Source organism: Pseudomonas sp. NCIMB 10586 (assembly GCF_023127895.1).
Taxonomy (GTDB): domain Bacteria; phylum Pseudomonadota; class Gammaproteobacteria; order Pseudomonadales; family Pseudomonadaceae; genus Aquipseudomonas; species Aquipseudomonas synxantha_A.
On record NZ_SPKQ01000044.1, the window covers coordinates 37,759 to 57,915 of the forward strand.

A 20,157-nucleotide genomic window follows, 5' to 3' on the forward strand; every position below is an offset into this window, starting at 1 on the left:
GAATCAGATACCCCAAAGAATCTGCACACCCCAGACGAAGTAAGCGAACATCGCGACGCCGCATACTGCCTGGAAGAGGAAACGTACTGCAGTCGCGGACTTGCCAAGCGCCATAGGCGTCAGGTAGTCGGTCGCGATGGTCCACATGCCAACCCAGGCGTGTGCGCCCAGGGCTACAAGGGCCAGCAGACTGAAGATTCGCATCGCATTGTGGGAAAACAGGCCGTGCCACTGCTCATAGCCGATGCCCGGGTTTGCGACGAGGTATCCGATCAGAAAAATGAAATAAGCCGCGAGAACGACCGCAGACACACGCTGTGCCATCCAGTCATAGAGGCCCGAACGCGACAGATTCGTTACGCTGGTTACCATATCCAAACTCCTGCCAGAACGATCAGCACCACGGAAATGGCGATGATGATTTTCGAGCCCAGGCGGCCGCCTTCCAGCGTCTCACCGATGCCCATGTCCATGATCAAGTGGCGCACACCGGCTACCAGGTGATACAGAAGAGAGGACAGGAGGCCCCATGCTACGAACTTGGCCAGCGGGCTGGTCAAGCATGCCTTCACCTCGGCGTAACCTTCCTCGGAACCCAGGGATTTGCTCAATGCATAAAGCATGATGCCCAAGCCCAGGAACAGGATGATGCCGGAAACACGGTGCAGGAACGACGTAACGCCGGTGATGGGGAGTTTGATGGTCCTTAGGTCTAGGTTTACAGGTCGTTGGCTATTCACGGCTTTTTTTCACACTGAAGAGCCCCTAACAATCAGGGCAAAGTTGTTGGGGAGTGCGACTGGTCAGGTAAGCACCACCCAGGGAGTGCGACCCCCAATGAAAGCAAGCCCAAAAGCCCTTGGCGGTCGGTGGCCGAGTATAGACAGTTAGGTTACTAATGACAACGCGCACACCTCACCCTAATAGCTGATTGCGCTGGCGGGATAAAAGGCGTAAATGGCAGGCAATTTCGACGAAAAAGTACGGTTAAAGCCTTCTGGCGCAAGACTTTAGGCAAATTGACATCTGGATTTATATCAATATAGTGGTGCGGGCCCTGCGTGGGGGGTCTGTCTGATGATTTGAAGCATAAATAGGAGGCCACATGGCTGACAAAAAAGCGCAGTTGATCATCGAGGGCGCAGCCCCCGTCGAGCTGCCCATTTTAACCGGCACCGTTGGTCCCGATGTTATCGACGTACGGGGCCTGACGGCCACGGGCCGTTTTACTTTCGACCCAGGCTTCATGTCGACCGCTTCCTGCGAGTCGAAGATCACCTATATCGATGGTGACAATGGCATTCTGCTTCATCGCGGCTACCCGATCGAACAACTGGCTGAAAAGTCGGACTACCTGGAAACCTGCTACCTGCTGCTAAATGGCGAATTGCCAACAGCCGAGCAAAAGGCCCAGTTCGTCAGCACCGTGAAGAACCACACCATGGTTCACGAGCAGTTGAAGACCTTCTTCAACGGCTTTCGTCGCGACGCCCACCCGATGGCCGTCATGTGCGGCGTGGTCGGTGCCCTGTCGGCCTTCTATCATGACTCCCTGGACATCAATAACGCCGAGCATCGCGAAATTTCCGCGATCCGCCTGGTTGCCAAGATGCCGACCCTGGCCGCAATGGTTTACAAGTACTCCATGGGCCAGCCCATGATGTACCCGCGCAACGATCTGACGTACGCGGAAAACTTCCTGCACATGATGTTCAACACCCCGTGCGAGATCAAACCGATCAGCCCGGTGCTGGCCAAGGCAATGGACCGGATCTTCATCCTCCACGCCGACCATGAACAAAACGCCTCCACTTCTACCGTCCGCCTGGCCGGCTCTTCGGGTGCCAACCCGTTTGCCTGTATCGCCGCCGGTATCGCCGCACTGTGGGGCCCTGCCCACGGCGGTGCGAATGAAGCCGTATTGACCATGCTCGATGAAATCGGCGATGTATCCAACATCGATACGTTCATCGCCAAGGCCAAGGACAAGAACGATCCATTCAAGCTGATGGGCTTCGGTCACCGGGTCTACAAGAACCGTGACCCTCGCGCAACCGTCATGAAGCAGACCTGCGACGAAGTGCTGAAGGAACTGGGCATCAAGAACGATCCGCAACTCGAACTGGCCATGCGCCTGGAAGAGATCGCCCTGACCGACCCGTACTTCATCGAGCGCTCGCTGTACCCGAACGTCGACTTCTACTCGGGGATCATCCTCAAGGCGATCGGCATTCCAACCAGCATGTTCACCGTGATCTTCGCCCTGGCGCGGACCGTGGGCTGGATTTCCCACTGGAAGGAAATGCTCTCCAGCCCGTACAAAATTGGCCGTCCACGCCAGCTGTACACCGGCTACGAGTCGCGCGACATCACCAAGCTGGAAGATCGCAAGTAAGCACTTAACTGCTTGTTTGTCATGAGAACGGCCTCCCTTAGCGGAGGCCGTTTTTGTTTGTGTGGCCTGATCTACCGCCATCGCAGGCAAGCCAGCTCCCACAGTCGATCGGGTTCACACAGTCAACCTGTGGGAGCCGGGCTTGCCCGCGATGAGGCCAGCCCAGGCAACACAAAAGACCCAGGCAAAAAAATACCCCGGCCTTGCGACCGAGGTATCTCTTATGCATCTGACGACTTAGTGATTAACCGCCCCACTCGCCCCCAGGCCAGTCTGCGAACGCACAAACTGCGGGAAGTACAGCGCACGCTCTTTCTCTGCCGCCGCCGATTTGTCGGTGATGGAGAAGAACCAGATGCCGATGAACGCAATGATCATCGAGAACAGCGCCGGATACTCGTACGGGAAGATGGCTTTTTCATGGTGCAGGATCGAGACCCAGATGGTCGGGCCGAGGATCATCAGGCCCACGGCACTGATCAAGCCCAGCCAGCCGCCGATCATGGCGCCACGGGTGGTGAGATTTTTCCAGTACATGGAAAGCAGCAACACCGGGAAGTTACAGCTGGCGGCAATCGAGAACGCCAGGCCGACCATGAACGCAATGTTCTGGCTTTCGAACAGGATGCCCAAGCCAATCGCCAGCACCGCCAGGGCGATAGTGGTGATCTTCGATACGCGAATTTCATCCTTCTCGTTGGCCTTGCCCTTCTTGATCACGCTGGCATACAGGTCATGGGACACCGCTGAAGCGCCGGCCAGGGTCAAGCCGGCAACCACCGCAAGGATGGTGGCGAAGGCCACAGCCGAGATGAAGCCCAGGAAGATACTGCCGCCCACCGCGTTAGCCAGGTGCACCGCCGCCATGTTGTTACCGCCAAGCAAGGCGCCTGCTGCATCCTTGAACGCCGGGTTGGTGCTGACCAGCAGAATCGCGCCGAAGCCGATGATGAACGTCAGGATGTAGAAGTAACCAATGAAGCCGGTCGCATACAGCACGCTTTTACGCGCTTCCTTGGCGTCGCTCACCGTGAAGAAGCGCATCAGGATGTGCGGCAGGCCGGCGGTACCGAACATCAGGGCCAGGCCAAGGGAGAATGCCGAGATCGGGTCTTTCACCAGCCCACCCGGGCTCATGATCGCTTCACCTTTAGGGTGAACCTTGATCGCCTCGGCAAACAGCGTGTTGAAGTCGAAGTTGACGTGCTTCATCACCATCAGCGCCATGAACGAAGCACCGGAGAGCAGCAGCACTGCCTTGATGATCTGCACCCAGGTGGTCGCCAACATGCCGCCGAACAACACGTACAGGCACATCAGGATGCCGACCAGGATCACCGCCACATGGTAGTCCAGGCCGAACAGCAGCTGGATCAACTTGCCCGCGCCAACCATCTGCGCGATCAGGTAGAACGCTACCACCACCAGCGAGCCACAGGCCGACAGGCTGCGGATCTGAGTTTGCCCCAGGCGATAGGACGCCACGTCGGCAAAGGTGTACTTGCCCAGGTTACGCAGGCGCTCGGCGATCAGGAACAGAATGATCGGCCAGCCCACCAGAAAGCCGATCGAGTAGATCAGGCCATCGTAGCCGGAAGTGAACACCAACGCGGAAATCCCCAGGAAGGACGCGGCCGACATGTAGTCACCGGCAATCGCCAAGCCATTCTGGAAACCGGTGATCTTGCCGCCTGCCGCATAGTAGTCAGCCGCCGACTTGTTGCGCTTGGACGCCCAATACGTGATGCACAGGGTGGCGCCGACAAACGCGACGAACATCACGATGGCCGAGACGTTCAGCGGTTGCTTGTGCACTTCACCGGTCAATGCGTCCGCCGCCCAGACGGCCGGAGCAAACAGCGAAGCGCCGAATATAGCCAATAGACGCCGGATCATTGCGCAGCCTCCTTGAGAATCGCATTGTTCAGGTCGTCAAATTCGCCGTTGGCCCGGCGTACGTAGATGCCAGTGAGAATGAAGGCAGACACAATCAGCCCGACGCCCAGGGGAATGCCCCAGGTAATCGAGGAACCGGGGCTGATCTTGGCCCCCAGTATTTGTGGCCCGTAGGCAATCAACAGGATGAAAGCGGAGTAAAGCCCTAGCATGATCGCCGAGAGAATCCAGGCGAACCTTTCCCTTTTCCTGACCAGCTCCTTGAAACGCGGGCTGTTTTGAATCGAGAGGTAAATGCTGTCGTTCATTGTTTTTATCCTCGCAGCACAGCTTTTTTATTATTTTGGAACATATCCACTGTATGCGGCTGCGGAAGAGGTTCCAGACGACCTTAGTAGTAGATCGAGTGTAGCGAGGGATGGCCAAAGCGCAGGAAGATTTGAGGCGGTGCGAAACCAATGTGGGAGGGGGCTTGCTCCCGATAGCGATGTGCCAGTCAAAAAATCTGTGACTGACCTACCGCTATCGGGAGCAAGCCCCCTCCCACAGGGGTGCATCAGTGGCTTTTATTTAGCGGTCCACTCGGCGACGCGCTCAGGGTGCTTGGCCACCCAATCCTTGGCCGCTGCGTCTGGCTTGGCGCCTTCCTGGATAGCGAGCATGACTTCACCGATTTCATCCTTGGAGGCCCACTGGAATTTTTTCAGGAAAGCTGCCACTTCCGGCGCTTTCTTTTCCAGGCCCTTGCTGCCGATGCTGTTGACGGTTTCAGCAGCACCATAAATCCCTTTTGGGTCGTCCAGGAAACGCAGTTTCCACTTGGCGAACATCCAATGGGGCACCCAACCGGTTACCGCAATGGATTCCTGCTTGTCTTCGGCACGTGTCAGTTCGGCGATCATCGCCGCGCCCGAGCTGGCTTGCAGTTTGTAGTCCAGGCCGTATTGCTTGATGGCGTCGTCGGTCTTGAGCATCACGCCTGAACCGGCGTCGATGCCGACGATCTTGTTTTTGAAGGTGGTGTCGGTCTTGAGGTCTTCGATGGATTTGGCCTTGACGTACTCCGGTACGATCAAGCCAATTTTTGCATCCTTGAAGTTGGGGCCGTAGTCGACCACCTTGTCCTTGTTCTTGGTCCAGTATTCACCATGGGTCACCGGCAGCCAGGCAGACAGCATGGCATCGAGCTTGCCGGTGGCGACGCCCTGCCACATGATCCCCGTGGCGACCGCTTGCAGTTTCACGTCATAACCGAGCTTTTGCTTGATCACTTCCGCCGCCACATGGGTCGTGGCAACGCTGTCGGACCAACCGTCCACGTAACCGATGCTCAGGGTTTTGCTGTCGGCACTGACCAGTGTGGAGCCCATCGCAACTACCAGCGTGGCAGCTGCGCCCAAGAGTCGTCGCATCTTCATATGTACTTCCCCGAAAGTGCTGCGCCCGACGGATGCCGAGCGACATCAACCTGTTGTTATGCGGTGCACCGCGCCCCCTTCACGCGCATCGATCCGGTTGCTGAGGCATCAGTGGAGTACTGACAGTTTTATCATCAACCTGCGTAGGCCTTTGCCCTGCTCTGTGGGCGACCTTGGTTGAGCAAGAAACGACATCACATCGCCAGCAGGACGTTTTGTAGGAGTTATCGTCAGAATCCCGCCCGAAGTTTGCATGTCAAAATTATGCAGCCGCACTGGCACGCGCCAAATCCGGGTAAGATGCGCGCCTTTGCTCCCCCAGATAAGCCGACCATGCCTGCGACTGCCCGCTTTCCTGCCCTGCCCTATTTTCTTGCCTTGATCCTTGGTGTGCTTGCACTCGCTGGCTACTGGTATGGCCTCGGCCGGCCGGTAGTGCTGCCGGATGTAGCGAGCGCCAGCCACAAGTTGCAGTGTGCGTCCTACACGCCCTTCGACAAAGACCAGTCGCCGTTTGACCAGCCATTCAAGCTGCGCCCCGAACGCATGGATGCCGACCTGGCCTTGCTGGCCACACGCTTTGAATGCATCCGCACCTACTCCATGACCGGCCTGGAAGCCTTGCCGGACATGGCACGCAAGCATGGTTTGAAGGTCATGGCCGGCGCCTGGGTCAGCAGTGATCCGGTGGCGACCCAGAAAGAAATCAACGAACTGATCGCGGCGGCCAACACCAATCCCGATATCGTCACTTCGGTGATCGTCGGCAACGAGGCGCTGCTGCGCAAGGAAGTCACGGCCAAGCAACTGGTGGCGCTGATCCATCAAGTCAAAAGCCAGATCAAGCAACCGGTCACCTATGCCGATGTGTGGGAGTTCTGGCTGCAACACCCGGAAATCGAGCCGGCGGTGGACTTCCTGACCATTCACCTGCTGCCGTACTGGGAAGATGAGCCGTCCGGCATCGACCAGGCGCTCAAGCATGTAGGCGACGTACGCCAGACCTTCGGCCACAAGTTCGCGCCCAAGGACATCGTGATCGGCGAGACCGGTTGGCCCAGCGAAGGCCGTCAGCGCGAGACTGCCGTGCCGAGCCGGGTGAATGAAGCCAGGTTCATGCGCGGCTTTGTCGCCATGGCCGAAGCCAATGGCTGGCGCTACAACCTGATCGAAGCGTTTGACCAACCTTGGAAGCGCGCCAGTGAAGGTGCCGTCGGCGGGTATTGGGGGCTGTTCGATGCAGACCGCCAGGACAAGGGCATCCTCGCAGGGCCGGTGACCAATGTGCCGTACTGGTCGTTGTGGCTGGGCGTAGGCGCCGTGATTCTGCTCGGTACCCTGGCGCTCGGTGGCCGCATTCGCAGCAAGCGCTCCGCGGTGCTCCTGCCACTGCTCGGTGCGGTTGCTGCCTGCTCCATCGGCACCTGGGCCGAACTGACCCGCGTCACTGCGCGTTTCAGCGATGAATGGGTATGGGCAGGCTTGCTGGTGGTCTTGAACCTGTTGGTGCTGGCCCACGCCGCCCTGGCCCTCAGCGCCCGTGACGGCTGGCGCGAGCGTGCATTCAACTGGCTGGAGCAACGCGCTGGCTGGCTGGTGGCGATTGCCGGGTTTGCGGGGGCGGTGATGATGCTGGCGCTGGTGTTTGACCCGCGTTATCGCAGCTTTCCAAGCGCGGCGCTGGTGCTGCCAGCCCTGGTGTACCTGGTGCGCCCGGTGACCGGGCCGCGTCGGGAGATTGCGCTGCTGGCCTTCATTATCGGTGCCGGCATTGCGCCGCAGTTGTACCGCGAAGGGCTGTTGAATCAGCAGGCCTGGGGTTGGGCTGTGGTCAGCGTGCTGATGGTTGCGGCTTTGTGGCGTTGCTTGCGAGTGCGCAAGGCTTAAGATCGCTATCGCAGGCAAGCCAGCTCCCACATTTGACCGTGCTCACAGATAGAAATGTGTGAACCCAATCAACTGTGGGAGCTGGCTTGCCTGCGATGAGGCTACATCAGGCGCCGCCAGGCTTTCTGACCAACCGTAATCCCGCAATCACCACCGCAAACACCGCAAGCGTCGTGTTGTACAACGCCAAGGCCGGTAACCCGAACACCATCCCCAGCACCGCCAAGCCCCATCCCGCACGCCCCGGTACAAAAAAGCCCAACACCGAGGTGATCAACGCCGCCCAGCCCAGCACCTTGAAGTGAATCATCAACCCCAGGTTCGCACGCACCTGGCACTCCCAGCGGCTGGCCTCCTCTGCGCAAAGGCCGACCCACTGCCCATCCTCCATAAAGCCATAACGTGCGGCATAACTGGCAGCCAGCCATAACGGCAGAGCAACAAGCGGCAAAATCAACGGCAAGCGGCGGGACATGGGGCACTCCGATAGGCAAAAACGGCGCTCAGCTTAATCCCACCGCGGCCGTTAGCAAGGTGTTCGCGCAGATATCTGTTCAACAATGCATGGCAAAGTGTATCGTCTGGCTACTATTACCCCGACTCCGACGTTTTTTCCGACTTTTCGTGCCGCTGCCTGGCACTTCGGTGGCAACGCGGTGGTCATAGCCTGCGAATTTCATTCAGCACGTTTCCTCTTAGGGATTAAGTCATGCTCCGTTCCTTGCGCTGTGCTGCCTTGCTGGGCAGCCTATTTTTGAGTGCGTCAGCACTGGCCGTCGATATCGACCAGGCCAGCTATGGCTACCCTTTGACCAACCCGTTCGAAGCGACCATCGCCACCACGCCTCCCGACCTTCGGCCAACCTTGCCGACCGATGATGAGATCAACCAATCCGATTACACCCTGAATATGCGCCCCGAGCGTGAGTTCAGCCTGCCCGATAACTTCTGGGCAGTGAAGAAGCTCACCTATCGCATCGCCAAGCAGGACCGCGCCGCGCCGCTGATCTTCCTGATTGCGGGCACCGGTGCGCGGTTCGACAGCAGCATCAACGAATACCTGAAGAAGCTGTATTACCAGGCCGGCTACCACGTGGTGCAGTTGTCATCGCCCACCAGCTTCGACTTCATCAGCGCTGCCTCGCGCTTCGCCACCCCGGGTATCACCCAGGAAGACGCCGAAGACATGTACCGCGTGATGCAAGCCGTGCGCGCGCAGAACGCCTCGCTGCCGGTCACCGACTTCTACCTCACCGGCTATAGCCTGGGGGCGCTGGATGCGGCGTTCGTCAGCAAGCTCGATGAGACGCGCCGCACCTTCAATTTCAAGAAAGTGCTGCTGCTCAACCCGCCGGTCAACCTCTACACCTCGATCACCAACCTCGACAAGCTGGTACAGACCGAGGTCAAGGGCATCAACAACACCACCACTTTCTATGAACTGGTGTTGAGCAAACTGACCCGCTACTTCCAGCAAAAAGGCTACATCGACCTCAACGATGCCCTGCTCTATGACTTCCAGCAGTCCAAGCAGCACCTGAGCAATGAACAGATGGCCATGTTGATCGGCACCTCGTTCCGCTTCTCGGCTGCCGACATTGCCTTCACCTCGGACCTGATCAACCGCCGTGGCCTGATCATTCCGCCTAAATACCCGATCACTGAAGGCACCAGCCTCACGCCGTTCCTCAAGCGTGCCCTGCAATGCGACTTCGACTGCTACCTCACCGAGCAAGTGATCCCGATGTGGCGCGCCCGTTCCGACGGCGGCAGCCTGCTGCAACTGATCGATCAGGTCAGCCTGTACGCCCTCAAGGACTACCTGCGCGACAGCCCGAAAATCGCCGTAATGCATAACGCCGATGACGTGATCCTCGGCCCTGGCGATCTGGGTTTCCTGCGTAAAACCTTCGGCGATCGCTTGACCGTCTACCCGCTGGGCGGCCACTGCGGCAACCTCAATTACCGCGTCAACGCCGACGCCATGCTGGAGTTCTTCCGTGGCTAAATATCTTCTGCTGCTCGCCGCACTGATGTGCGCAGGCGTGGCCAATGCCGACAACAGCAAGGCTCAAGAGCCCATCAAGGTCGATGCCGACGGCTTCAAGGAGCCGCTGACCAAGCTCAAGTTCAACCCGGGCCTGGACCAGCGTGAATTCGAGCGTTCCACGCTTACCGCGCTCAACGTCTACGACCCGCTGGAGTCGTGGAACCGCCGCGTTTACCACTTCAACTACCGCTTCGACCAATGGGTGTTCCTGCCGGTGGTCAATGGCTACCGCTACGTCACGCCGAGCTTCCTGCGCACCGGTGTGAGCAACTTCTTCAACAACCTGGGCGATGTGCCCAATCTGTTGAACAGCCTGTTGCAACTCAAGGGCCATCGCTCCCTGGAAACCACCGGGCGCCTGCTGGTCAACACCACCATCGGCGTCGCCGGCCTGTGGGACCCGGCAACGGCCATGGGCCTGCCACGCCAGAGTGAAGACTTCGGCCAGACCCTGGGCTTCTACGGCGTACCGGGCGGTGCCTATGTGGTGTTGCCGATCTTTGGCCCGTCGAACCTGCGTGATACCACCGGCTTGCTGGTGGACTACACGGCAGAATCGCAGATCAACTTCCTCAACGTGTCCGAAGTCAGCTCCAACCACCCGGAAGTCTGGGCCCTGCGCGCAGTGGACAAGCGCTACCAGACCAGCTTTCGCTATGGTCAGATGAACTCGCCGTTCGAGTATGAAAAGGTGCGGTATATCTACACGGAATCGCGCAAGTTGCAGATTGCCGAGTAATTCGCCCCCATGAAAAAGGCCATTCGATTGAATGGCCTTTTTTGTACGTGCTACGTCATGCCCTGAGTGCTTTCCAGCCCTTGCCCACGATGCTGACCGCCGCCAGCACCACAGCCCCGGCAATAATCCCCGCCACCGCATTCAGCAACGTCGGCATCAACCATGCCAGCGCCCCGGTGCTTTGGCTTACCGTTTCGATCCAGTGATGCACCACGGGCACGCCATGGGTGAGGATGCCGCCACCGACCATGAACATCGCCGCCGTGCCAATCACTGACAGGCTCTTCATCATGTAGGGGGCCGCACTCAGAATCGCGCCGCCAATACTGCGCGCCACCTGACCCGGCTTCTGCGTCAGCCACAGCCCCAGGTCGTCGAGCTTGACGATACCGGCCACCAATCCATATACGCCGATGGTCATGACAATGGCGATACCCGACAGCACGATCACTTGCTGCGTCAGTTGCGCATCGGCGACGATGCCGAGGGTGATGGCAATGATCTCGGCCGACAGAATGAAGTCGGTACGGATCGCGCCCTTTATCTTGTCTTTCTCGAACGCCACCAGATCGGTTGCCGGGTCGGCCACCGCTTCAGCCAACTGCGCGTGTTCGGCTTGATCTTCAGCCTTGCTGTGCAGGAATTTGTGGGCGAGTTTTTCGAAGCCCTCGAAACACAGGTAGGCGCCGCCGAGCATCAACAGTGGTATCACCGCCCACGGAGCGAAGGCGCTGATCAACAGGGCCGTCGGCACCAGGATCAACTTGTTGATAAACGAGCCCTTGGCCACCGCCCACACCACCGGGATTTCCCGCTCGGCGCGCACGCCGGAGACCTGCTGGGCGTTCAGTGCAAGGTCATCGCCCAGCACGCCCGATGTCTTCTTGGCGGCCATTTTTGTCATCAGCGCGACGTCATCGAGTACCGCCGCGATATCGTCGATCAACACCAATAAGCTGCTTCCTGCCATGAACCGGACTTCCGTTAGAGAGAGATGACGCGAGCATAGCCCGGCGCACGGCCTTGCGGCCAGATTGTTGAGGCCTGCTGATGGCCGGTGCTACCATGCGCAACCGCCTGTCATGGCAAGGAAACGTCTGGTTTATGAGCAGCATTCGCGAGCGCAACAAAGAAAAAATCCTGCGGGCGGCGAGCGAGGAGTTTGCCGACAAGGGCTTCGCCGCGACCAAAACCAGCGACATCGCCGCCAAGGCCGGGCTGCCCAAGCCCAACGTCTATTACTACTTCAAGTCCAAGGACAACCTCTACCGCGAGGTGCTCGAAAGCATTATCGAGCCGATCCTGGCCGCTTCCACGCCGTTCAACCCCGAAGGGGAGCCCAAGGAAGTATTGAGCAACTACATCCGCTCCAAAATTCGCATCTCCCGCGACCTGCCGTTCGCCTCCAAGGTGTTCGCCAGCGAAATCATGCACGGCGCCCCACACCTGAGCGCCGAGCAGGTTGAACAGCTCAATGCCCAGGCCAAGCACAATATCGATTGCATCCAGAACTGGGTGGATCGTGGGTTGATTGCGGCTATCGACCCTAATCACCTGATGTTCAGCATCTGGGCGGCGACCCAGACCTATGCGGACTTTGACTGGCAGATCTCAGCCGTTACCGGCAAGGCCAAGTTGGATGAAGCCGATTATGAGGCGGCGGCGCAGACGATTATCCGGCTGGTGCTCAAGGGGTGTGAGCCGGATTGATAGACCGCGGCGAGGCTATCGCAGGCAAGCCAGCTCCCACACGGATTTGCGCCGAACACAAAATGTAAAGTGGTCACAATCCCCTGTGGGAGCGGGCTTGCCCGCGATAGCGCCCATCCAGACACATCCTGCTAAAAGCCTGCCGATCAGCCTTCGCCCCTCAGTCTAGCCTCTCAGAACACCATCTGAAGAGAGGCCAAGGAATGCCCGATCTCCCTGCTTCAAATCGCCTGCGCATCGGACGCTATAACGAATCCAACCGCATTTACCTGCTCACCACCAACACCCTTGAACGCGAGCCCATCTTCAGCGACTTCAGACTTGGCCGCCTGGTCGTACACCAATTCAGGATCGCTCAATATAAAGGGCTCGCAACATCATTGGCCTGGGTAGTGATGCCTGATCATTTCCATTGGCTTGTTTCTCTGGAGAAAGGTTCGCTTGCCGACTTGATGCGCCAAGTTAAATCCAAGAGCACACGAGTGGTGAATGCGGTGGCGGGCCGCCAAGGTCGCCTCTGGCAGCCGGGCTTTCATGATCATGCCGTGCGTCGAGAGGAAAGCCTTGAGGGGATTGCACGTTACATCGTAGCCAATCCACTCAGGGCCGGGCTGGTAAAGAAATTTGGCGACTATCCGCTATGGGATGCCATTTGGGTTTGACTGTAGACCGAGTCGACTGCATCGCAGGCAAGCCAGCTCCCACACTGAGTGGGCTCACACAGTTAGATCTGTGAACACCGTCAATGTGGGAGCTGGCTTGCCTGCGATAGCTTACTCACAGTCAGAACGACTCAAGCCGACACCCCCGCATCCGCCATCAACCCCACCCCCTCAATCGCCGTGATCGCACACTGCTCGTCAATGTCCGACGTATCCCCGGTGATTCCAATCGCCCCCAACACCACCCCCGACTGATCCCGTATCAACACCCCGCCCGGCGCCGGCACCACACTGCCCTGCCCCAGGCTGTTCAACGCTGCGATAAACGCCGGCCGCTGCTGCGCATCCAGTGCCAGTAAACGTGAGCCCTTGCCCAAGGCAATCGCCCCCCAGGCCTTGCCGATGGCGATTTGCGGGCGCAGCAGGCTGGCGCCGTCTTCGCGCTGCAAGGTAATCAAGTGCCCCCCGCTATCGAGTACCGCGATGGTCAGCGGCGCTGCAGAAATCGTGCGGCCTGCGGCGATAGCATGGCCGGCCAACTGGGTGGCGAGTTTCAAGGTTAAAGCGCTCATGGTGCCGTCCTTCTTTTGTTATTGGAAAGCGGTGGAGTTCTGTTTGATCAGATGCTCGATCGAATAAATAGAACACAATGACATTTGTTTTTGTATACAATATTTTCAAACAAAGGCTCCATACGTCGAAAAAAGCCGTTCCGACGAACGCAAAGGCCGTTTCATAAAATGCATTGACCTGCGCCGTCCGCCGTGAATACACTTTGGACAGACACCACTTGTATACAATTACAAAACGCAAGAGGCACCAAAACCATGAGCAAAATGAGAGCAATCGAAGCCGCTGTCCTGGTGATGCGCCGTGAAGGTGTGGATACCGCCTTCGGTATCCCGGGCGCCGCGATCAACCCGCTGTATTCAGCCTTGCAGAAGGTGGGTGGCATCGATCACGTCCTTGCTCGCCACGTTGAAGGCGCCTCGCACATGGCCGAGGGCTATACCCGCACCAAGGCCGGCAATATCGGCGTGTGCATCGGCACTTCGGGCCCGGCGGGCACTGACATGGTCACCGGCCTGTACAGCGCCTCGGCCGACTCGATTCCGATCCTGTGCATCACCGGGCAAGCGCCACGTGCACGGATGCACAAGGAAGACTTCCAGGCCGTCGATATCACCAGCATCGTCAAGCCCGTGACCAAGTGGGCCACCACCGTGCTCGAACCCGGCCAGGTGCCCTACGCGTTCCAGAAGGCTTTCTATGAAATGCGTTCCGGGCGCCCAGGCCCGGTACTGATCGACTTGCCGTTCGACGTACAAATGGCCGAGATCGAATTCGACATCGACGCCTACCAGCCACTGCCCCTGGCCAAGCCCTTGGCCACCCGTATCCAGGTCGAGAAAGCCCTGGCGATGCTGGACCAGGCTGAACGCCCATTGCTGGTGAGCGGTGGTGGCGTGATCAACGCCGACGCCAGCGAGTTGCTGGTGGAGTTCGCTGAGTTGACCGGCATCCCGGTGATTCCGACCCTGATGGGCTGGGGCACCATTCCCGATGACCACCCGCTGATGGTAGGCATGGTCGGCCTGCAGACGTCCCACCGTTATGGCAACGCGACGATGCTCCAGTCGGACGTGGTGCTGGGTATCGGCAACCGCTGGGCCAACCGTCACACCGGCTCGGTGGAGGTGTACACCGAAGGGCGCAGATTCATTCACGTTGACATCGAGCCGACGCAGATTGGCCGCGTGTTCACCCCGGACCTGGGTATCGTCTCCGACGCCGGTTCCGCGCTGACGATGTTCATTGAAGTCGCCCGCGAATGGAAAGCCGCCGGCAAGCTCAAGGATCGCAGCGCCTGGTTGCATGACTGCCAGCAACGCAAAGCCACGCTGCACCGCAAGACGCACTTCGACAACGTGCCGGTCAAGCCGCAACGCGTGTACGAAGAGATGAACCAGGTGTTCGGCAAAGACACCTGCTACGTCAGCACCATCGGCCTGTCGCAGATTGCCGGCGCGCAATTTTTACATGTGTACAAGCCACGCCACTGGATCAACTGCGGCCAGGCGGGCCCGCTGGGCTGGACCATTCCGGCGGCACTCGGCGTGGTCAAGGCCGACCCGAGCCGCAAGGTGGTGGCGCTGTCAGGCGACTACGACTTCCAGTTCATGATCGAAGAACTGGCGGTGGGCGCGCAGTTCAAGCTGCCGTACATCCACGTGGTGGTGAACAACTCTTACCTGGGGCTGATCCGCCAGGCCCAGCGCGGCTTTGAAATGGACTACTGCGTGCAGTTGTCTTTCGACAACCTCAACGCCCCGGAACTCAACGGTTATGGCGTCGACCATGTGGCCGTCGCCGAGGGCCTGGGCTGCAAGGCGCTGCGTGTGTTCGAGCCGGGCCAGATCCAACCGGCCCTGCGCAAGGCTCAGGAAATGATCGAAGAATTCAAAGTGCCGGTGATCGTTGAGATTATTCTGGAGCGAGTGACCAATATTTCCATGGGCACCGAGATCAACGCCGTCAACGAATTCGAAGACCTGGCCCTGGTCGGCAACGATGCGCCGACTGCCATTTCCCTGCTCGATTAAGGAGAACCCTATGCCGCGCTTTGCCGCCAACCTGTCCATGCTGTTTACCGAACAGAACTTCCTTGCTCGCTTCAAGGCAGCCGCCGATGCCGGCTTCGAAGGTGTGGAATACCTGTTCCCGTACGAATTCAGCTCTGCCGATATCAAGGCACAGCTCGATGCCAACGGCCTGACCCAGGTGCTGTTCAACCTGCCGGCCGGTGATTGGGCCAAGGGCGAGCGCGGCCTGGCCTGCCACCCGGACCGGGTCGAGGAATTCCGCGCCGGGGTCAAGCTGGCCATCGCCTATGCCCAGGTATTGGGCAACACCCAGGTCAACTGCCTGGCGGGTATCCGGCCACAAGGCGTCGATGACGAGACCGTGGAAAAAACCTTCGTCGCCAACCTCAAGTACGCCGCCGAGAAGCTGCAGGCGGCGGGTATCAAGCTGGTGATGGAGATGATCAACACCCGCGACATTCCGGGCTTCTACCTCAACAACACGGCGCAGGCTCTGTCGATTCGCGAGCAAGTGGGCAGCGCCAACCTGTTCCTGCAATACGACATCTACCACATGCAAATCATGGAAGGCGACCTGGCGCGGACCATGCAAACGCACCTGGGTGAGATCAACCATATCCAGCTGGCAGACAACCCGGGGCGCAACGAGCCAGGTACCGGTGAGATCAACTACCGCTTCCTGTTCGAGCATCTGGACCGCATTGGTTACGCAGGTTGGGTCGGCTGTGAGTACAAGCCGTTGACCACTACCGAGGCGGGTTTGGGTTGGCTCAAGACCCATAACGCCATCTGACAACTGACAACTGACACAACATAAAACAATGTGGGAGCTGGCTTGCCTGCGATGCAAACACCTCGGTGTATCAGTCAGGTCCGGTTGATGCCATCGCAGGCAAGCCAGCTCCCACATTAAAAGAGGATTTTGATCATGGCTAAAATCGGATTTATCGGCACCGGCATCATGGGCCAACCCATGGCCGCCAACTTGCAGAAAGCCGGTCACCAACTGTTTCTCTCCGAGCACCACGGCAAAGCGCCCGCCGAGCTGCTTGCTGCCGGCGCCATCGCCTTGGCCAACCCGCAGCAGGTCGCCCAGGAATCGGAATTCATCATCGTCATGGTGCCCGACACCCCACAGGTCGAAGACGTGCTGTTGCGCGCCGATGGCGTGGCCGCCGGTCTGTCACCCAATAAAGTAGTGATCGATATGAGCTCGATCTCCCCCACCGCCACCAAGGCGTTCGCGGCGAAGATCAACGACACCGGCGCGCAGTACCTGGATGCACCGGTGTCTGGCGGTGAAGTCGGCGCCAAGGCCGGTACCTTGAGCATCATGGTCGGTGGTGAACCGCAGACGTTCGAACGCGCATTGCCGCTGTTCCAGGCCATGGGCAAGAACATCACCCTGGTGGGCGGTAACGGCGATGGCCAGACCGCCAAGGTCGCCAACCAGATCATCGTCGCGCTGAACATCCAGGCGGTGGCCGAAGCCTTGCTGTTTGCCTCGAAAAACGGTGCCGACCCGGCCAAGGTGCGTGAAGCGTTGATGGGTGGCTTTGCGTCGTCGAAGATTCTGGAAGTACATGGCGAACGCATGATCAAGGGCACCTTCGATCCGGGCTTCCGCATCAACCTGCATCAGAAAGACCTGAACCTGGCATTGGCCGGCGCCAAGGAACTTGGGATCAACCTGCCGAACACCGCCGGCACCCAGCAAGTGTTCAGCACCTGCACGGCGATTGGCGGCGGTAACTGGGACCACTCGGCACTGATCAAGGGCCTGGAGCACATGGCCAATTTCTCCATCCGCGACAAGTAACCCACCTTGGAATGCAATCCAGTGTGGGAGGGGGCTTGCTCCCGATAGCAATCGGTCATTCAACCACTATGTCGACTGATACACCGCTATCGGGAGCAAGCTCCCTCCCACATTTTGACCGCATTTCAAATCTGAAATGGCTGCACTCCTAACAACAAGAATCCCCCGGGAGCCCGCTTATGTCGGTCGATCCGCAACACCTGCTTCGCGAGCTGTTTGCCACAGCCATCGACGCCGCCCACCCCCGGCAAGTCCTTGAACCCTACCTGCCTGTTGACCGCAGTGGCCGAGTGATCGTGATCGGCGCCGGCAAGGCCGCGGCCGCCATGGCGCTGGTCGTCGAAGACTGCTGGCAGGGAGAGGTATCGGGCCTGGTGGTCACCCGCTACGGGCACGGTGCGCCGTGCAAAAAAATCGAGGTGGTCGAAGCGGCCCACCCGGTGCCGGATGCTGCCGGCCTGGCTGTGGCCCAGCGCGTACTGGCGCTGATCAGCAACCTGGGCGAAGAAGACCGTGTGATTTTCCTGCTGTCCGGCGGCGGTTCGGCGCTGCTGGCCTTGCCCGCCGAAGGCATCAGCCTGGCCGACAAGCAAAGCATCAATAAAGCCCTGCTCAAATCCGGTGCCACCATTGGCGAGATGAATTGCGTGCGCAAGCACCTCTCGGCGATCAAGGGCGGGCGACTGGCCAAGGCCGCTTGGCCGGCTACCGTGTACACCTACGCAATTTCCGATGTGCCGGGCGACCAGGCCACGGTGATCGCCTCGGGCCCAACCGTCGGTGACCCGAGCACTTCGCAACAAGCCCTGGCAATCCTCAAGCGCTATGGCATCGACGCTCCCGCCTCGGTGCGCAGTTGGTTGCAAAACCCCGCCTCGGAAACCGTCAAGCCTGGCGACCCGATACTTGCCCGCAGCCACTTCCAATTGATCGCCCGCCCCCAGCAATCCCTGGAAGCCGTGGCCGTGAAGGTCCGCCGGGCAGGGTTCAGCCCACTGATCCTCGGTGACCTGGAAGGTGAAGCGCGGGAGGTGGCCAAGGTGCATGCCGGCATCGCCCGGCAGATTGTGCAGCACGGCCAGCCCCTGGCAGCGCCGTGCGTGATCCTTTCGGGCGGCGAAACTACCGTCACCGTGCGCGGCAACGGCCGTGGCGGACGCAATGCCGAATTCCTGCTCAGCCTCACCGATAGCCTTAAGGGCATGCCCGGCGTTTACGCCCTGGCCGGCGACACCGACGGTATCGACGGCTCGGAAGACAATGCCGGCGCGATCATGACCCCCTGCAGCTACCGCCGTGCCGAAGCCCTCGGCCTGAGCGCCAGCGACGAGTTGGATAACAATAATGGCTACGGCTATTTCGCCGCCCTGGGCGACTTGATCGTCACCGAGCCGACCCGCACCAACGTCAACGATTTCCGCGCCATCCTGATCCTTGAGACTGCCAACCATGACGCCTGACAAGAAGGTCAAAATCCTCGCCACCCTGGGCCCGGCCACCGACGGTATCGATGACATTCGCGAGCTGGTGCAGGCCGGGGTGAATATCTTCCGCCTCAACTTCAGCCACGGCGAGCACGCCGACCATGCGCAGCGTTACCAGTGGATTCGCCAAGTGGAGCGCCAGCTGAATTACCCGCTGGGCATCCTCATGGACCTGCAAGGGCCGAAGCTGCGGGTCGGACGTTTTGCCGAAGGCAAGGTACAGTTGATTCGCGGCCAGGCTCTGCGCCTGGACCTCGACCCGACACCCGGCGACCAACGCCGCATCAACCTGCCCCACCCAGAGATTATCGCGGCCCTTGAACCGGGCATGGACCTACTGCTCGACGACGGCAAGCTGCGCCTGCGGGTGATCACCAAACACGCCGATGCCATCGACACCACCGTGCTCAACGGCGGCGAGCTGTCCGACCGTAAAGGCGTAAACGTCCCACAAGCGCTATTGGAACTCAGCCCGCTCACCGCCAAGGACCGCCGCGACCTGAGCTTTGGCCTGGAGCTGGGCGTGGACTGGGTGGCGCTGTCCTTTGTGCAGCGCCCGGAAGATATCCGCGAGGCCCGCGAGCTGATTGGCGACAAGGCCTTCCTGATGGCCAAGATCGAGAAGCCCTCAGCCGTGCAGCGCCTGCAGGAAATCGCCGAGTTGAGCGATGCGATCATGGTGGCCAGAGGCGACCTGGGCGTGGAAGTGCCGGCCGAAAGCGTGCCGCAGATCCAGAAAGACATCATCAGCACCTGCCGCCAACTGGGCAAGCCGGTAGTGGTCGCCACGCAGATGCTCGAATCCATGCGTTTCTCCCCGGCGCCGACGCGTGCCGAAGTCACCGATGTCGCCAACGCCGTGGCTGAAGGCGCGGACGCGGTGATGCTGTCGGCCGAAACCGCGTCGGGCGAGTACCCGCTGGAAGCGGTACAGATGATGAGCAAGATCATCCGTCAGGTGGAAAATGGCCCGGATTACCAGGCGCAACTGGACGTCAGCCGGCCCAAGGCGGATGCCACGGTGTCGGACGCCATCAGCTGCGCGATCCGGCGCATCAGCAGCATCCTGCCGGTGGCGGTGCTGGTGAACTACAGCGAGTCGGGCAGTTCCAGCTTGCGCGCCGCAAGGGAGCGCCCGGTGGCGCCGATCCTCAACCTCACGCCGAACCTGTCCACGGCGCGACGCTTGAGCGTGGCGTGGGGCGTGCATTCGGTGGTCAATGATCGTTTGCGCCAGGTCGACGAGGTGTGTTCCACCGCGCTGGAAATTGCCCAGGCCCAGGGTATGGCGCAGCGTGGGGATACCTTGGTGATTACCGCAGGGGTGCCGTTCGGGCAGCCGGGGTCGACCAACTCGCTGCGTATCGAGACATTGCTCTAGCGCCTGTAGGGGCCTCATCGCAGGCAAGCCAGCTCCCACATTTGGATGTGTGAACACCGTCAAATGTGGGAGCTGGCTTGCCTGCGATGGGGACAACTCGGTCTCATTGAATA

19 protein-coding genes are annotated in these 20,157 nt (G+C 59.6%); 11 read left to right on the forward strand and 8 right to left on the reverse strand.

The annotated features are described in order from the left end of the window. Positions 1-3 precede the first annotated feature (3 nt). Both sdhD and sdhC read right to left on the reverse strand, forming a co-directional pair. Positions 4-372, reverse strand: coding sequence for a succinate dehydrogenase, hydrophobic membrane anchor protein (sdhD, locus tag E4P01_RS19515; protein ID WP_003172805.1), 369 nt, complete (start codon positions 370-372; stop codon positions 4-6). Next, positions 366-740, reverse strand: a complete 375-nt coding sequence (gene sdhC, locus E4P01_RS19520; RefSeq protein ID WP_003190005.1) for a succinate dehydrogenase, cytochrome b556 subunit — start codon at positions 738-740, stop codon at positions 366-368. Before sdhC ends, sdhD begins: the two co-directional genes overlap by 7 nt. Before the next feature lie 365 nt (positions 741-1,105). Between sdhC and gltA the strand changes: the two genes are divergently transcribed. Continuing rightward, complete coding sequence (gene gltA, locus E4P01_RS19525) at positions 1,106-2,395, forward strand: citrate synthase (protein WP_005786568.1); 1,290 nt, start codon at positions 1,106-1,108, stop codon at positions 2,393-2,395. 237 nt (positions 2,396-2,632) lie between these two features. Here gltA and E4P01_RS19530 read toward each other — a convergent pair whose 3' ends face one another. The 3 genes from E4P01_RS19530 to E4P01_RS19540 form a co-directional block, all read right to left on the reverse strand. Next, a complete protein-coding gene (locus tag E4P01_RS19530; RefSeq protein ID WP_005786566.1) occupies positions 2,633-4,291 on the reverse strand; it encodes a cation acetate symporter in 1,659 nt (552 codons plus the stop codon). Beyond that, on the reverse strand, positions 4,288-4,599 hold the full coding sequence (locus E4P01_RS19535; protein WP_005786564.1) for a DUF485 domain-containing protein: 312 nt from the start codon (positions 4,597-4,599) through the stop codon (positions 4,288-4,290). Before E4P01_RS19535 ends, E4P01_RS19530 begins: the two co-directional genes overlap by 4 nt. Before the next feature lie 258 nt (positions 4,600-4,857). Then, positions 4,858-5,709 (reverse strand): glycine betaine ABC transporter substrate-binding protein, encoded by an 852-nt coding sequence (locus E4P01_RS19540; protein WP_032877092.1) that lies wholly within the window; start codon positions 5,707-5,709, stop codon positions 4,858-4,860. 333 nt (positions 5,710-6,042) lie between these two features. On the opposite strand from E4P01_RS19540, the gene E4P01_RS19545 reads away from it, so the two are divergent. After that, complete coding sequence (locus tag E4P01_RS19545) at positions 6,043-7,596, forward strand: glycosyl hydrolase family 17 protein (RefSeq protein WP_216090961.1); 1,554 nt, start codon at positions 6,043-6,045, stop codon at positions 7,594-7,596. 106 nt (positions 7,597-7,702) lie between these two features. On the opposite strand, the gene E4P01_RS19550 is transcribed toward E4P01_RS19545, so the two are convergent. Further along, positions 7,703-8,071: a hypothetical protein gene (locus E4P01_RS19550; protein ID WP_216090960.1), complete on the reverse strand. Its 369-nt coding sequence runs from the start codon at positions 8,069-8,071 to the stop codon at positions 7,703-7,705. Positions 8,072-8,305: 234 nt separating this feature from the next. Here E4P01_RS19550 and E4P01_RS19555 point away from each other — a divergent pair, with 234 nt between their 5' ends. Continuing rightward, on the forward strand, positions 8,306-9,604 hold the full coding sequence (locus E4P01_RS19555; RefSeq protein ID WP_032877094.1) for a serine/threonine protein kinase: 1,299 nt from the start codon (positions 8,306-8,308) through the stop codon (positions 9,602-9,604). Next, positions 9,597-10,385 carry a VacJ family lipoprotein gene (locus E4P01_RS19560; RefSeq protein WP_032877095.1) on the forward strand — a complete coding sequence of 263 codons (789 nt, stop codon included), beginning with the start codon at positions 9,597-9,599 and terminating at the stop codon, positions 10,383-10,385. The genes E4P01_RS19555 and E4P01_RS19560 overlap by 8 nt, the downstream gene beginning before the upstream one ends. A gap of 55 nt (positions 10,386-10,440) precedes the next feature. Here E4P01_RS19560 and E4P01_RS19565 read toward each other — a convergent pair whose 3' ends face one another. After that, a complete protein-coding gene (locus tag E4P01_RS19565; protein WP_078820720.1) occupies positions 10,441-11,355 on the reverse strand; it encodes a DUF808 domain-containing protein in 915 nt (304 codons plus the stop codon). A 134-nt stretch (positions 11,356-11,489) separates the two neighbouring features. Here E4P01_RS19565 and E4P01_RS19570 point away from each other — a divergent pair, with 134 nt between their 5' ends. Together E4P01_RS19570 and E4P01_RS19575 are read left to right on the forward strand one after the other, a co-directional pair. Beyond that, complete coding sequence (locus E4P01_RS19570) at positions 11,490-12,095, forward strand: TetR/AcrR family transcriptional regulator (protein ID WP_032881048.1); 606 nt, start codon at positions 11,490-11,492, stop codon at positions 12,093-12,095. 203 nt (positions 12,096-12,298) lie between these two features. Next, complete coding sequence (locus E4P01_RS19575) at positions 12,299-12,757, forward strand: transposase (RefSeq protein ID WP_216090959.1); 459 nt, start codon at positions 12,299-12,301, stop codon at positions 12,755-12,757. A 131-nt stretch (positions 12,758-12,888) separates the two neighbouring features. Here E4P01_RS19575 and E4P01_RS19580 read toward each other — a convergent pair whose 3' ends face one another. After that, positions 12,889-13,329, reverse strand: a complete 441-nt coding sequence (locus E4P01_RS19580) for a heme-binding protein (protein WP_032877098.1) — start codon at positions 13,327-13,329, stop codon at positions 12,889-12,891. A gap of 255 nt (positions 13,330-13,584) precedes the next feature. On the opposite strand from E4P01_RS19580, the gene gcl reads away from it, so the two are divergent. The 5 genes from gcl (at position 13,585) to pyk (ending at position 20,044) form a co-directional block, all read left to right on the forward strand. After that, on the forward strand, positions 13,585-15,360 hold the full coding sequence (gene gcl, locus E4P01_RS19585) for a glyoxylate carboligase (RefSeq protein ID WP_216090958.1): 1,776 nt from the start codon (positions 13,585-13,587) through the stop codon (positions 15,358-15,360). A 10-nt stretch (positions 15,361-15,370) separates the two neighbouring features. Next, complete coding sequence (gene hyi, locus E4P01_RS19590) at positions 15,371-16,153, forward strand: hydroxypyruvate isomerase (protein WP_216090957.1); 783 nt, start codon at positions 15,371-15,373, stop codon at positions 16,151-16,153. 135 nt (positions 16,154-16,288) lie between these two features. Continuing rightward, on the forward strand, positions 16,289-17,179 hold the full coding sequence (locus E4P01_RS19595; protein WP_078820719.1) for a 2-hydroxy-3-oxopropionate reductase: 891 nt from the start codon (positions 16,289-16,291) through the stop codon (positions 17,177-17,179). A gap of 179 nt (positions 17,180-17,358) precedes the next feature. Beyond that, entirely contained in the window at positions 17,359-18,639 is a 1,281-nt protein-coding gene (locus E4P01_RS19600; RefSeq protein WP_078820718.1) for a glycerate kinase, read from the forward strand. After that, complete coding sequence (gene pyk / locus E4P01_RS19605; protein WP_032877103.1) at positions 18,629-20,044, forward strand: pyruvate kinase; 1,416 nt, start codon at positions 18,629-18,631, stop codon at positions 20,042-20,044. The genes E4P01_RS19600 and pyk overlap by 11 nt, the downstream gene beginning before the upstream one ends. Positions 20,045-20,157 lie beyond the last annotated feature (113 nt).

Bases quoted from the DNA above. Each gene is read 5' to 3' on its own strand.
- sdhD (WP_003172805.1), bottom strand. From the start codon at position 372: ATGGTAACCAGCGTAACGAATCTGTCGCGTTCGGGCCTCTATGACTGG.
- gltA (WP_005786568.1), top strand. From the start codon at position 1,106: ATGGCTGACAAAAAAGCGCAGTTGATCATCGAGGGCGCAGCCCCCGTC.
- E4P01_RS19530 (WP_005786566.1), bottom strand. From the start codon at position 4,291: ATGATCCGGCGTCTATTGGCTATATTCGGCGCTTCGCTGTTTGCTCCG.
- E4P01_RS19535 (WP_005786564.1), bottom strand. From the start codon at position 4,599: ATGAACGACAGCATTTACCTCTCGATTCAAAACAGCCCGCGTTTCAAG.
- E4P01_RS19540 (WP_032877092.1), bottom strand. From the start codon at position 5,709: ATGAAGATGCGACGACTCTTGGGCGCAGCTGCCACGCTGGTAGTTGCG.
- E4P01_RS19545 (WP_216090961.1), top strand. From the start codon at position 6,043: ATGCCTGCGACTGCCCGCTTTCCTGCCCTGCCCTATTTTCTTGCCTTG.
- E4P01_RS19550 (WP_216090960.1), bottom strand. From the start codon at position 8,071: ATGTCCCGCCGCTTGCCGTTGATTTTGCCGCTTGTTGCTCTGCCGTTA.
- E4P01_RS19555 (WP_032877094.1), top strand. From the start codon at position 8,306: ATGCTCCGTTCCTTGCGCTGTGCTGCCTTGCTGGGCAGCCTATTTTTG.
- E4P01_RS19565 (WP_078820720.1), bottom strand. From the start codon at position 11,355: ATGGCAGGAAGCAGCTTATTGGTGTTGATCGACGATATCGCGGCGGTA.
- E4P01_RS19570 (WP_032881048.1), top strand. From the start codon at position 11,490: ATGAGCAGCATTCGCGAGCGCAACAAAGAAAAAATCCTGCGGGCGGCG.
- E4P01_RS19575 (WP_216090959.1), top strand. From the start codon at position 12,299: ATGCCCGATCTCCCTGCTTCAAATCGCCTGCGCATCGGACGCTATAAC.
- E4P01_RS19580 (WP_032877098.1), bottom strand. From the start codon at position 13,329: ATGAGCGCTTTAACCTTGAAACTCGCCACCCAGTTGGCCGGCCATGCT.
- gcl (WP_216090958.1), top strand. From the start codon at position 13,585: ATGAGCAAAATGAGAGCAATCGAAGCCGCTGTCCTGGTGATGCGCCGT.
- hyi (WP_216090957.1), top strand. From the start codon at position 15,371: ATGCCGCGCTTTGCCGCCAACCTGTCCATGCTGTTTACCGAACAGAAC.
- E4P01_RS19595 (WP_078820719.1), top strand. From the start codon at position 16,289: ATGGCTAAAATCGGATTTATCGGCACCGGCATCATGGGCCAACCCATG.
- E4P01_RS19600 (WP_078820718.1), top strand. From the start codon at position 17,359: ATGTCGGTCGATCCGCAACACCTGCTTCGCGAGCTGTTTGCCACAGCC.
- pyk (WP_032877103.1), top strand. From the start codon at position 18,629: ATGACGCCTGACAAGAAGGTCAAAATCCTCGCCACCCTGGGCCCGGCC.